Raw genomic sequence first — 14098 nt, forward strand, 5'->3', positions numbered from 1 at the left:
TTTAGGTATGTGTTGTCACCTATTATGCCCTGTATTTTTTCTTATCAATTTTACATTAAGAAAAAATACAGGGCACAAAACACGGTTTATTTTTTATTCACTTTGTGCCAAATGATGGTTTGATTTCCAAAAATTTTGGAGAAACCTTTCACATCGTCTCCTGTATAGCCCTTATTCATCTCACCATAGCTACCGAATTTATTGGACATCAAATCGTGTTCAGACTCGACACCAATGACGACGAAACGGTATGGGTGAAGTTCAACAATCACTCGGCCAGTCACTGTTTCTTGTGAAGATTGCAAGAATGCTTCGATATCACGCATAACGGGATCGTGCATTTGACCTTCGTGCATATAATTTCCATAGAAAGCAGCGATTTGGTCTTTCCAAGACAATTGCCATTTGGTCAAGGTATGTTTTTCTAAGGCATGATGTGCCTTAATTAAAATGACAGAAGCAGCGGCTTCAAAACCCACACGACCTTTGATACCAATGATGGTATCACCCACGTGGATATCACGGCCAATACCGTACGGTTGAGCGATTGCCTGTAATTCTTGAATCACTTTAACTGAAGCCATTTTCTCACCATTTAAGGCAATAGGCTCTCCTTTTTCAAAATCGATTGTAATTTGTTGCGGCGCTGAAGAAGTCACTGGAGTTGGCCATGCCGATTCAGGCAAATATTGGTTGGATGTCAATGTTTCCGCCCCCCCAACAGAAGTACCCCAAAGTCCTTTATTGATAGAGTATTTTGCTTTTTCAGCAGAGTATTCTACACCATGTTTATTCAAATACTCAATTTCGGCTTCACGCGACAATTGTAGATCACGGATTGGGGTGATAATTTCCACGCCTGGAATCAAGGTCTGGAAAATCATATCGAAACGCACTTGGTCATTTCCTGCACCTGTAGATCCATGAGCAACACATTCAGCGCCAATTTTCTTTGCGTAGTTTGCAATTGCTGTTGCTTGGCATACACGTTCAGCAGACACTGACAATGGATAAGTCGCATTTTTCAGCACATTGCCAAAAATCAAAAATTTAATAGTTTCGCGGTAATAGTCTGCCGTCTCGTCTATAGCTGTATGTGATTTCACACCTAAAGCATATGCGCGTTCTTCAATATTTTTTAATTCTTCATCCGAAAAACCACCTGTATTTACAACTACGGAATGAACTTCTAAACCTAAATCTTGTGTAAGATAGATACAACAAAATGAAGTATCTAAACCGCCACTAAATGCTAAAACTACTTTTTTCATTAGAATGTTATTTTATGAGTGCTTGTTTTCAACGGCTGATTTAAGTCGTTTCACTCGGTTTTTATTTTTATGTCGAGCGGACCATGAACAGATCGTGTTGTTACGGACATATTCACGTACATGCTACGTCTATTTTTAATTTAATCTTTCAAGTCTTCGCTTAATATCCTTTTGCGACTTTGTTATGCTTCGGAAAATTGACGGCAATAAATTTATTGGCCGATTTCCAAAACTTCGCCTGTATACGCTTTAGCAGAGACTGTTTTTGCGTAATTCTTTCCAAGCGTTCTTTCGCTTCATGTTTGCGTTGAATCTTCTCTCTCAATTCACGTTCTTTCTCTTCGGGGTCCCAAAGCATGGCTGTACACATACAGTTTTTACGGTCTTTACTCATCAGGATTTCATAATTCACGCAACTTTGACAACCCTTCCAAAATTCATCATCGGAGGTCAATTCGGAATATGGAACCGGTTCATAACCTAGTTCTGAGTTGATTTTCATCACAGCGAACCCGGTTGTCAAACCAAAAATCTTCGCTTTAGGGTATTTCTCACGGGAAAGCTCAAAGACTCTTTTTTTGATCGCTTTAGCCAAACCAACTTTTCTGAATTCGGGATTGACAATCAAACCTGAGTTAGCGACATAATCACCATGCCCCCAAGTTTCTATATAACAAAAACCTGCCCATCGGCCATCTCTATGTAAAGCAATCACTGCTTTACCTTCATTCATCTTGTTGGCAACGTATTCTGGTTTACGACGCGCAATACCAGTACCACGAGCCTTTGCAGACTCGAACATTTCGTCGCAAATAACCTCCGCATAATGTGCATGCTCAGGTTTAGCCGGGATAATTAAAAAATCTGATATAGTCATTGACTTACGACCCTAATAATAAAACAACAACTACTGTCGTGTTTTGTTACTAAATAAATTAAAATAATGATTCAAAACCATCGGACAATCATGGTCTTGCTTAGAAAGATTCACTACCTCAAATCAAGCCCGAGGTAGTATAGGTCGTCGGAGGCGTAAAACAGGTATTTCTACAAAAATGAAAGCACAAAAGACCTTCCTCATAAACTTCTCAAAAGTTTGAGTATAAGAATAATCGTTCTTTTTGTTCTGTTTCATTTTTTAATGCGCTGTCAATTGTTTCTGACGATGCAAATGTATAAAAATATTTTTTTCTTTTCCACAATATTCTCATTGATTTTTTGCAAAAATTAAAAATTTACAATCTACCATCAAAACCTTGTTGTAAGCTTCATTTTCAAGCAATTAATCGGCAATAAGTCGGCAATAGACCACACACATTAGCGATATTAATTTGACAATAAAACAGATAAAGGTTTAAGGCTTTATCAATTGAAATTGTTGTTTTTTGTATCGGTTCGTTATTTTTAGTCAAAAACGATACTTTTGTAGGGATCATTTAATGGAGAATAGTATGTCACCGAGTTTAATATTCTATCTTATTTTTGCTGTCCCTTACATTATCTTTATGTATTGGCTCGTCAAACAGGACAAACATAAATATGCCTGGGGAATAGCAATCATTACTATTGTTGCCCTATTAGCGATCTACGTATCGCAGAAAGCCAGTAAAGTGGCCATGGACAATTATCAACAGCATCAGATCGATTCGAGAGAGATCGAGCGGGAAGAACGTTTACAAAAACAACAGGATAGCATTAATCATGCTCAACAATAAAAAAGCGGCTAATGCCGCTTTTTTATTGTTCGTTTGTATAATTTGAAATAAGACCTTCTAATTTAAAGAGAAAAGCATATTCCAATGCAATTTCCTTTAAGTAGTCAAATCGACCAGATGCCCCACCGTGGCCATAATCCATGTCTGTTTTTAATAGTAAAACCGCATCTCCGGTTTTAGTTGCTCTAAGTTTAGCCACCCATTTTGCTGGTTCAAAATACTGCACCTGACTATCGTGAAGCCCAGTTGTGACCAATAAATTGGGGTATTCTTTTGCTTCAATGTTTTCATATGGAGAATAGGCCTTCATATAACTATAAGCTTCCTTTTCATTAGGATTGCCCCATTCATCATATTCATTTGTAGTCAACGGTATTGTATCGTCCAACATGGTATTCACAACATCCACAAACGGCACCTGAGCTATTATCCCATGATATTGCTCCGGTGCAATATTAGCGACTACGCCCATCAGCAAACCTCCAGCACTTCCCCCCTGTGCATAGAGATGTTCGGATGTACAATAATGTTGATCAATCAGGTATTTACCACAATCCACAAAATCATAAAAGGTGTTCATCTTATGCATCATTTTCCCATCTTCATACCACTGCCGCCCCATTTCCTCTCCACCTCTGATATGTGCCAAGGCGTAGATAAATCCACGATCCAACAAACTCAGTCGATTGCTCGAAAAAGTGGGGTCCATCGACGCCCCGTAAGATCCGTAGGCATATTGCAACAATGGAGCTGAACCATCAAGTTTGGTTCCTTGTTTATAAACAATAGAGATTGGTACTTGAATACCATCTCTTGCTGTTGCAAAAACACGTTCGGTGATATATGCAGCTTGGTCATATCCACCCAAAATCTCCTGTTGCTTTAACAATACTTTCTCCCGCTTAGCCATGTCATATTCATAGACTGAGCTTGGTGTCACTAAAGAAGTATAGCCATACCGCAACTTATCGCTGTTGTATTCAACATTAATACCCGGATATACAGTGTAGGTAACTTCTCCAAAATCCAAATAGTGTTGTTGCTGACTATTTAAATTATAAATTGCCAATTGAGTCAATCCATTTTTTCGTTCAGCAATCGCTAGAAAGTGCTTAAACTCTTCAATATCGCTGACCAATACATCCGGCCGATGGTCGATGAATGTCTGCCAGTTGCTACGCTCTGTACGATCTAAGGAACATTGTTTGATTTGGAAATTGATGGCCTCATCATTGGTCAGAATTAAAAAGCGATCGTCCAATGCAATGACCGAATACAGAACATTATGTATCCTTGGCTGAAAAACGCGAAATTCCGTCTGTGGTAAATCCGCATTCAATATCCAAATTTCTGAGGACAATGTCCCTTCCGAACTGATGATAATATATTTTCCATTTTTAGATTTACCGACAGCAATATAATTTGTATTATCTTTCTCTTCATACACAGGCACATCCACTTTTGGATCGCTACCCAATGTATGTCGCATAATCTTCTCGCTAAGTAAAGTTACAGGGTTTTTAGCGGTATAAAACAACGTCAGGTTATCATTTCCCCATATCGCGGCCCCTTCCGTATTCCTTATCTGATCGGGATAAATTTCTCCGGTCTCAATATTCTTGATAAATATGGTATATTCCCTCCGGGACACGGTATCCACACTAAAGGCAAGCAAACGATTATCCGGACTAACCGAAAATCCCTTTGCTGTATAATATGCATGCCCTTGCGCAAGCTGGTCTACATCCAAAAGCACTTCTTCTTCGGCCTCAAGCGTGCCCTTTTTCCGACAGAATTTAAAATACTGTTTCCCCTCTTCCGTCCGGCTGTAATAATAGTAGCCATTTTTGTAATAAGGTACCGACTCGTCTTTTTCCTTAATACGGGACTTCAATTCGTGAAAAAGATCCTCCTGTAGGTCTACCGTATCTTGAAGCATCAAACTGGTGTAATCGTTTTCCTTTTCCAGATAGTCAATAACTTCTTGAGCTTTTTCTCCTTTTTTAAAGTAATCAATCATCCAGTAATAATCATCTCGCACAGCATCATCATGTATGTTTCTTACATGAGGGTAAACTGCTGCCATTGGGGCCATTACTTTAGGCCAAACTATTTTTTTATTTTGTTGCATTCGCTTTCTTATTCGCTATTTAATATACACGCTTTCTTATTCTGCTATCCGGACCATCCTATAAAACAGGAGCCTCCTAGAAAGATCTGAATTTAAGATATTTCGTCAACAGTTTAATAAGAGTTATGGATTATAAATACTTTTAATAAAAATTAACAGTTCAGAAGAAGCATTAGCATTATCTTTGCTATTCTGCTATAGTTAGAAATAAATGAGCAGGCACGCTCTTGAAAAAAATTTAAAACAAACAGTAGAGAATAACCGCGTGGAATGCGTTCATGGCAATCATTGAAAGCAGACACTTCATTAAGAATTATTTACATATGAATTTAAAAAAATCACTATATCTAATTGCTTTAGGCTCATTGCCACTTATCTCTTTCGGACAATCGGATACCATTCCAGCAAATTGGTTTAATTTGGATTATAAAACGGATGGGGTGATGGGAATCAGTACCGAAAAAACGTATAAAACTTTATTGAAAGGAAGAAACTCCACTCCAGTCATCGTTGGCGTATTGGATGGAGGTGTTGATGTTTATCACGAGGATCTCAAAGATGTTGTGTGGATCAATGTGAAGGATAGTCTTGCAAATGATATAGATAATGATGGCAATGGCTATATCAATGATAAATATGGCTGGAACTTTATTGGAAACGCCAATGGAAAAGATGTTCAGTTCGACAACCTGGAGCTGACAAGACAGCTTAGGATACTGGACGAAAAGTTTGCAAACATCACAGCGGCAACAGAACTCAATGAAGCTGGTCGAAAAGCTTTCGCTAGTTATCAAAAGATGCTTGCCAAATATAAAAGCAAGCTAGAAGAAGCTAAGATGGGCCAATTTTCCTACGATGCACTCAAACGCAACATAGACGCTGTGGTACGTGAAATAGGTAAAAAGCCTGAAGATATCACACAGGAGGATATAGACAATTTCAAAGCAACCACAAATACGCAACGTATCGCACTAGGCTATGCAAAAGACGAAATCCACAACGGCGGCTTTGCCAAATTTTTTGATGATATCACCGAAGGTGCAAAATATTTCAACAATCAAGTTGATTATCATTTAAACAAAGCATACGATTCTCGACCTATTGTTGGCGATAATTATGAAGATGCCTCAGAGCGACATTATGGCAACGCCGATGTAAAGGGGCCAGATGCATTACATGGCAGCCATGTCGCAGGAATCATTGGTGCAAAACGCAATAATAATATAGGCATCAATGGAGTAGCAGATAACGTTAAGATACTCACGGTTAGACTCGTCCCTGATGGTGATGAGCGTGACAAAGACGTCGCAAATGCTATTCGCTACGCTGCAGACAACGGAGCCAAAGTACTGAACATGAGCTTTGGGAAAAGTTATGCTTATAATAAGCAGGCTGTAGACGACGCCATCAGATATGCTGAATCCAAAGATGTATTGATGGTTCATGCCGCAGGAAATGACAGTGAAGATAACGATATAGAACCTAATTTTCCGATGAAGTATTATACGGATGGAAAAGGTGATACCACCGGAGTTGCCAATGCATGGATCACCGTAGGCGCAACCGGCCTTCATTTGGACAATGAACTATTAGCCGATTTTTCCAATTATGGTAAAAAAACGGTCGATGTTTTCGCTCCTGGCGTTCACATCAACTCAACGGTACCAGATTCCAAGTATAAAGAAGAACAGGGCACGAGTATGGCTGCGCCCGTTGTCGCTGGTCTGGCTGCAATGATTCGATCTTATTATCCCAATTTGAGCGCTGTGGAAACCAAACAGATTATTATGGAATCGGTGGAAAAGCCGAACCAACTGGTACAGATAAAGGTTGGTGAAGATGCCACCAAAACGGTTAGATTAGCGGACATCTCGGTCACCGGAGGAATCGTCAATGCCTATAACGCCATTATTAAAGCAGAGGAATATACCAACAAAAAGAAAAAATAAATATTTTCTCGTTTTTTATACCAAAACTATCTTTTGTCCGTTTAATTATTTAACTTACAGAGACAAAACAACGGATGCTTATGGTAGAAAACTTTACCCAATCAGAAAACGAAGTTCAAAATTTGCTAACCCAAAACGAGAAGGTAATGACAGACGAGGACATAGAAAATGAATTGAAACTTCAATTACCAAAAATGTTGCTTCATCCAAGCAAGAGAAGTGTAGAGAATATCCTGGCATATTCGAAACAACTGGAAAAAAGAAAGGCCTAATCTGGGAGATTAGGCCTTATTTTTTAACCTTAATATTGCCTTGATTTATCTACGATCCAAAACAGTTGAGATTTGCCTTCCGTTTTGCACATTAAAATCAGACTATTCCCCGTGTAGTAGGTTTCAAAATTTCTTTTTTGATGGAAATTTTGGCTAGTTTTGAACCGATGTTAAAACAAGAACGATACAAGGCTTTCGTAGATTATTTCTCCAAAAATAGTCCTGACGCACAGACAGAACTCAACTATAGTAATCCCTTTGAATTACTGGTTGCTGTTATTTTATCTGCACAGTGTACAGATAAAAGGATCAATCAAGTCACGCCCAAATTGTTTGCACGCTACCCTGATGCACACAGCTTGGCGGCTTCCAGCGTAGACGAGGTGTTTAGCTATATACGATCTGTAAGCTATCCGAATAATAAGGCCAAACACCTTGTGGGGATGGCTCAGCTACTGATTGAAAAGTTCGACAATATTGTACCCGAAAAAATCGAGGATCTTGTGAAACTTCCAGGTGTAGGTCGAAAAACTGCTAATGTCATTTCCTCTGTTGTTTATCATAACCCCGCTATGGCTGTAGACACACATGTTTTTCGTGTTGCAAACCGTCTTGGGCTAACTTATCGTGCGACAACGCCATTGGCCGTGGAAAAACAGTTGGTAAAAAATCTACCCAAAGATACAATTGCGATTGCCCATCATTGGCTGATCTTACATGGACGTTATATATGTCTGGCCCGAAAACCAATGTGTGAGAAATGCCCTATCACTTATATGTGTAAATACTTTGAAAAAAATCACCATATAAAAAGTGTCTCAGCTATACCAGAAACAAAAAACTAATTTTTTTAGTGAAAATATTTGGTTTATGATTTTTAATTTTTAATTTTGAGAAATATATACTAAAAATATGAGCAACACAGATAAACTAAAAGCTTTACAGCTGACGTTAGATAAATTGGAAAAGAACTTTGGAAAAGGTTCAATTATGAAATTAGGGGATACTGCTGTTGAGCCGATCGAGGCTATTTCTACAGGATCTCTAGGTTTGGATATTGCCTTAGGAATTGGCGGTGTACCAAAAGGCCGTATCATTGAAATATATGGACCTGAATCGTCAGGTAAAACTACCTTAGCAACTCACATTGTTGCAGAGGCACAAAAAAAAGGCGGTATTGCAGCAATCATTGATGCTGAGCATGCTTTTGATAAATATTACGCTCAAAAATTAGGCGTAGATGTAGAAAATTTATTGATTTCTCAACCAGATAATGGTGAGCAAGGTTTAGAAATTGCTGATAACCTAATCCGTTCTGGTGCAATCGACGTTATTGTTATTGACTCCGTTGCGGCTTTGGTGCCAAAAGGTGAGATCGAAGGCGAAATGGGTGATTCTAAAATGGGCCTTCAAGCTCGTTTGATGTCTCAGGCTTTACGTAAACTGACCGGTACAATTTCAAAAACAAACTGTTGTTGTATTTTCATCAACCAATTGCGTGAAAAAATTGGTGTGATGTTTGGCAACCCAGAAACAACAACTGGTGGTAATGCATTAAAATTCTACGCTTCTGTACGTTTAGATATCCGTCGTACATCACAAATCAAAGATTCTGATGAAGTATCGGGTAACCGCGTAAAAGTGAAGATTGTAAAAAATAAAGTAGCCCCTCCTTTCCGCATCGCGGAATTTGATATCATCTTTGGTGAAGGTATCTCTAAAGTAGGTGAAATCATTGATTTAGGTGTTGAATATGGCATCATCAAAAAGGCAGGCTCTTGGTTTAGCTATGGTGAGACCAAACTAGGACAAGGTAGAGATGCCGTCAAAGCTTTATTATTCGACAATCCAGACTTAATGGATGAACTTGAAGCTAAAATCCGCGCTGAAGTAACAGGAGAAGATCCAATGCTTAACATCGAGGAAAACCAAGACTAGTTCCTGTAAAAATTAGTATAATGTAGGTAGCCATTCTGTTTAGGATGGCTATTTTTTTTCATGAAGGCTCAAGTGCTTAAATGATTATTTTGTTACATGTCTCAAGTTTTCAATTTGTACTCATAGATTTTATTAATTTTAGCAGGAAGAACTAAAATCCGACATCCAAATGCTAAACTTAATATAAACAATGAACCGTAAACTAATTCCATTCCTCTTGATACTGCTAGGATCAGTATTTCATCTAAATGCACAAACGATACGCGTACTCTCCTTTAATATCCACCATGGGAACCCACCCACCGAAAAAGAATCAGTTATCAACCTTGACACAATTGCCAAGATTATTAAAAATTCAAAAGCCGATCTCGTAGGGCTTCAAGAAATCGATGTTAATCTCGGTAGGTCTTATTTTGAAAACCAAGCAAAAAAACTCGCAGAATTGACAGACATGCATTATGTATTTTCCAAAGGAATAGATCTTGAAAAAGGCGAATATGGTACTGCTATCCTATCTAAAAGTCCGATTGAACGTGTAGAGAAACACTTTCTGCCCTCCCCTGTGGAAAGCGAAAGGCGCAGTTTATCTATCATCGAAGTTACAATTCACAAAAGGAAAATCCTCTTTGCCAATACACACCTGGATCTAAAGGACAAAAACAAAATCGAACAGGCGAAATTCATCACCAATCGTTTCGAGAATGAAAAATTACCCACCATCCTCGTCGGTGATTTAAACTCCGAGCCCAAAGATCCTGCCATTACGGAGCTTGGTAAAGTATTTAAAAAAACCAGTATCACCAAGGGGTTTACTTTCCCTCAAGACAAGCCCACCACTGAAATCGATTATATCATGATTACTAAATCTGCCGCTGCGAAATTTTCCAACCACCGTATTCTGAACGAACAATATGCGAGTGATCATCGGCCATTATATGTCGAGATAAACATTAAATAACCACTTGTGACCTTAAATATGAATTTTAACAGAAGAAGATTCTTAGAATCCCTGGCTCTGGCCGGGATTACATTACCTAATATAAGCGTTGCGCAAGAAAAAGACGCCAATGAGGCAGAAAACGAGTTTAGCTTTGTCGTACCTGCCTATCTACAAAATCAAACCGAAACAGGAATCAGTATTTTTACGATTTTGAGCAAAGATGCCTTTGCTTGGCTCGAGATTCTCGACAACACAGGGAATGTCCAAAAAAAGATCTACCAATCCGAGGATGGGATGATCAATGCCAATACTGATTTCTTTCATTTTACTATTGAGGACGCACCCCGATCGTTTCGCTATCGCGTCAAGGCGAAGGAAATCCAAAAATTCGATCCTTATAAAATCGTATACGGTCAAGAAATAGAAAGCCCTATTTTTGAGGCTAAATTAGCCCGGAATAATCAAGAGCAGATTCGATGTCTGGTCTATAACGATGTGCATGAGGAAAAAAGCAGCTATCTTGATCTTATCCCGCGTCAGGATATTTCACCCTATGATTTTTTTGTACTGAATGGTGATTCCTTCCATTATGTCACCAATCAGCAAGATATTACAGAGAAACTACTAAAGCCAATTGAATTTTTTGCGACAAGCAAACCATTCATTATGAATCGGGGAAACCATGAGACAAGGGGATCCTTCGCACGTAATTTCAAACGATATTTTGGTTATCCTGACAATAAGTACTACCAAGCTTTTAAAAGGGGACCTATTTTTTGGATCATGTTGGACAGTGGTGAGGACAAGCCCGATAACCATGAAGTGTACGCCGGAACAGTAGATTATGATAACTACAGAAAAGAACAGGCTAAATGGCTGGAACAGGTCCTCCAGTCCAAGGAAAGAAAGAGAGCCCAACACACGGTCGTCATTAGCCATATTCCAATTTTTCATTCGGATGATTGGCATGGCACCCTGGACAATAGAGCATGTTTTCATCCCCTATTTCAAAAATATAAAATTGATGCCATTATCTCTGGCCATACCCATCAATATGGATACTACCCGGCAGATAAAGACCATAATTATCCTGTTTTTATAGGCGGAGGTCCCAAAGTAGGTAAAAGAACAGTTATCGATGTATCCGGGAACAGCAAGTCACTGGCTATACGGATGACAAGAGACGATGGTACCGAATTGGGATTATTTAAGAAATAGAAAAGGGCGCTTAATTAAGCGTCCTTTTCTATATTTAACAAACCTATAATGCTAGCTTCGCTTATTCTCCTTTTTCCAAGAAAGGATATCTATAATCTGTATCTGGATTAAATGTCTCTTTGATTGTACGTGGAGACACCCAACGAAGCAAGTTGATCATTGATCCCGCTTTGTCGTTTGTACCCGAGCCTCTAGCACCGCCAAACGGTTGTTGACCTACGACAGCACCTGTACACTTATCGTTCACGTAGAAGTTACCAGCGGCATGTCTCAATTTATCTGTTGCTAAACTAATGGCATAGCGGTCTTGTGCTATAATCGATCCTGTCAAGGCATAAATAGATGTTGTATCAACAATATCTAAAGTTTCTTCAAACTTAGCATCCTCGTAAATATATACGGTCAATACAGGTCCGAATAACTCCTCAACCATCGTTTCGTAATCTGGTTTTGAAGCCTCAATGATTGTTGGATGAATGAAATACCCTTTAGATTTATCGTATGTACCGCCCACTACAATTTCTGCTTCATTAGATTCTTTAGCTTTGTCGATATACTTCGCTAATTTATCAAATGACTTTTCATCAATTACAGCATTGAAAAAGTTTGTAAAATCTTCTGTTCCACCGATTGTAAAAGATTTTACGTCAGTAGTCATAGATTCTTTCAATGCCGGCCACAATGATTTTGGAATATATGCACGTGATGCTGCAGAACATTTTTGACCTTGGTATTCAAAAGCGCCACGAACTAAAGCCGTATTCGCCACTTTTAAATCAGCCGAAGGGTGTACAACGATAAAATCCTTACCACCAGTCTCACCAACAATACGTGGATATGTTTTATAACGGTGGATATTGTTACCGATCGTTTTCCAGATATCTTGGAATACTCCTGTTGAACCGGTAAAGTGGATACCAGCGAAATCAGGGTGTTGGAAAATCACATCGCCAGCGTCAGGACCTGAAACATATACCAAGTTGATTACACCATCCGGAAGCCCAGCTTCACGGAAGATTTTCATCAATACATTTGCTGAATAGATTTGTGTATTGGATGGTTTCCATACCACAACATTTCCCATCATTGCAACACAAGAAGGTAGATTACCCGCAATAGCTGTAAAATTGAATGGAGTCAATGCAAATACAAAACCTTCAAGAGGACGTTGTTCTACACGGTTCCAAACACCTTTACCAGATACTGGAGGTTGTTGTTTATAGATTTCACTAAGATATTGCACATTGAAACGCAAGAAATCTATGATTTCACATGCCGAATCAATTTCTGCCTGATATGGGTTCTTCGATTGCCCCAACATTGTAGCAGCATTCAACTCATAACGATATTTTCCCGAAATCAATTCAGCAGCCTTTAAGAATATCGCAGCACGATCTTCCCAAGTAAGATTTTCCCAATCTTTTTTTGCGGCTAAAGCTGCATTGATTGCATCTGTAACGTGAGATTTATCGCCTTGATTGTATTGACCTAAAATATGTTGGTGGTCATGTGGAGGAGCTAGGTTTACTTTTTTAGAAGTAGTGATTTCTTTACCACCAATATACATTGGGATATCGATTTGTTTAGAACGTGCCTCATCAATTGCTGCTTTCAACAATTTACGTTCTTTCGTTCCGACAGCGTATGTGTACACCGGTTCATTGGTAGGAACAGGAACTGTAAAAAATCCTTTAGACATATTACAATTATTTATTATTCATCCAAAAAAATGCTATTTAACAGTCATGAAGCTATCAAGTTTGTTTAACCATTATTTACATAAGAAACCATGGTTTCAACTTATTAGCATGATACTAAATAGCGCTAATAGAAGTAAAATTACCTCAAATTTTATGAATACCCAAAGTTACTGTCCCGCTTTGAGCACAGTGGAAAAGATACGTTTAAATTTTTCCAATTTCGGTTTAATGACCAATTGGCAATAGGGTTCTTTTCCATTTAATCTATAATAATCTTGATGATAGTCTTCTGCCGGATAAAATACTGTTGCCGGAACTACTTCGGTTACAATGGGTTTGTTAAAAACTTTTTCTTTCTCCAAGACCGAAAGATAATATTGAGTCTTGTCAAGCTGCTCTTTATCGTGTACAAAAATAGCCGAACGATATTGCGTGCCAACATCATTTCCCTGACGATTGAGCTCCGTTGGGTCATGTGCCACAAAAAAGGCTTCCAATAATCTGTCGTAGCTGATCACTTTAGGATCAAAAATAATATTGGTTGCTTCTGCGTGTCCTGTACTCCCGGTACAAACCTGCGCATAACTTGGATTTGCTACCCATCCGCCAGTATATCCTGAAACAACATTTACAACACCCTTTAACTCCTTAAACTGTGCCTCAGTACACCAAAAACATCCCGCCGCAAATGTCGCCGTATCCAAACTTGCCCTATTTTTTGCAGGTAATTTGGTGAAATCAGGTTTCTTTACCCGCGGCCCCTGTTGCTGCCCCTGACAAGAGTTCAATGCAAAAAGTACTGTTAAAAATATCAGAATATTTCTCATAAATAGCTATCTTTCTTCCATCCGTTTTTCTTCCTTTAATTATTGGAGTCAAATTGATGTTCTATAAACAAACACTAACGACGTTTTGTTTCTAAAATAGAAAAGCGACAATAATAACTTATTGTCGCTTTTCTATT

At 38.7% G+C, this 14098-nt stretch carries 11 protein-coding genes; 6 read left to right on the forward strand and 5 right to left on the reverse strand.

Annotation, left to right across the window (positions count from 1 at the left end):
• Positions 1-86: 86 nt before the first annotated feature.
• Positions 87-1271: an argininosuccinate synthase gene (argG, locus tag M2419_RS21600; protein WP_259255601.1), complete on the reverse strand. Its 1185-nt coding sequence runs from the start codon at positions 1269-1271 to the stop codon at positions 87-89.
• Between the two features lie 160 nt (positions 1272-1431).
• On the reverse strand, positions 1432-2148 hold the full coding sequence (locus M2419_RS21605; RefSeq protein ID WP_070561978.1) for a GNAT family N-acetyltransferase: 717 nt from the start codon (positions 2146-2148) through the stop codon (positions 1432-1434).
• Between the two features lie 574 nt (positions 2149-2722).
• Here M2419_RS21605 and M2419_RS21610 point away from each other — a divergent pair.
• Positions 2723-2986, forward strand: a complete 264-nt coding sequence (locus M2419_RS21610) for a hypothetical protein (protein ID WP_046674987.1) — start codon at positions 2723-2725, stop codon at positions 2984-2986.
• 22 nt (positions 2987-3008) lie between these two features.
• Here M2419_RS21610 and M2419_RS21615 read toward each other — a convergent pair whose 3' ends face one another.
• On the reverse strand, positions 3009-5072 hold the full coding sequence (locus M2419_RS21615; RefSeq protein WP_259255602.1) for a S9 family peptidase: 2064 nt from the start codon (positions 5070-5072) through the stop codon (positions 3009-3011).
• Positions 5073-5440: 368 nt separating this feature from the next.
• Between M2419_RS21615 and M2419_RS21620 the strand changes: the two genes are divergently transcribed.
• From M2419_RS21620 to M2419_RS21640, 5 genes are all read left to right on the forward strand, one after another.
• Complete coding sequence (locus M2419_RS21620; RefSeq protein WP_259255603.1) at positions 5441-7066, forward strand: S8 family serine peptidase; 1626 nt, start codon at positions 5441-5443, stop codon at positions 7064-7066.
• Positions 7067-7505: 439 nt separating this feature from the next.
• Positions 7506-8183: an endonuclease III gene (nth, locus tag M2419_RS21625; protein WP_153848181.1), complete on the forward strand. Its 678-nt coding sequence runs from the start codon at positions 7506-7508 to the stop codon at positions 8181-8183.
• Positions 8184-8250: 67 nt separating this feature from the next.
• Positions 8251-9276 (forward strand): recombinase RecA, encoded by a 1026-nt coding sequence (gene recA / locus M2419_RS21630; RefSeq protein WP_153848162.1) that lies wholly within the window; start codon positions 8251-8253, stop codon positions 9274-9276.
• 190 nt (positions 9277-9466) lie between these two features.
• Positions 9467-10234 (forward strand): endonuclease/exonuclease/phosphatase family protein, encoded by a 768-nt coding sequence (locus M2419_RS21635; protein ID WP_182330305.1) that lies wholly within the window; start codon positions 9467-9469, stop codon positions 10232-10234.
• Positions 10235-10252: 18 nt separating this feature from the next.
• Entirely contained in the window at positions 10253-11434 is a 1182-nt protein-coding gene (locus tag M2419_RS21640) for a metallophosphoesterase (protein ID WP_259255604.1), read from the forward strand.
• Positions 11435-11495: 61 nt separating this feature from the next.
• On the opposite strand, the gene pruA is transcribed toward M2419_RS21640, so the two are convergent.
• Both pruA and msrA read right to left on the reverse strand, forming a co-directional pair.
• A complete protein-coding gene (gene pruA / locus M2419_RS21645) occupies positions 11496-13133 on the reverse strand; it encodes an L-glutamate gamma-semialdehyde dehydrogenase (protein WP_159731382.1) in 1638 nt (545 codons plus the stop codon).
• Positions 13134-13301: 168 nt separating this feature from the next.
• Positions 13302-13961 (reverse strand): peptide-methionine (S)-S-oxide reductase MsrA, encoded by a 660-nt coding sequence (gene msrA, locus M2419_RS21650; protein WP_159731384.1) that lies wholly within the window; start codon positions 13959-13961, stop codon positions 13302-13304.
• Positions 13962-14098: the final 137 nt, after the last annotated feature.

The organism is Sphingobacterium sp. BIGb0116, assembly GCF_024808035.1.
Lineage (GTDB): Bacteria > Bacteroidota > Bacteroidia > Sphingobacteriales > Sphingobacteriaceae > Sphingobacterium > Sphingobacterium paramultivorum.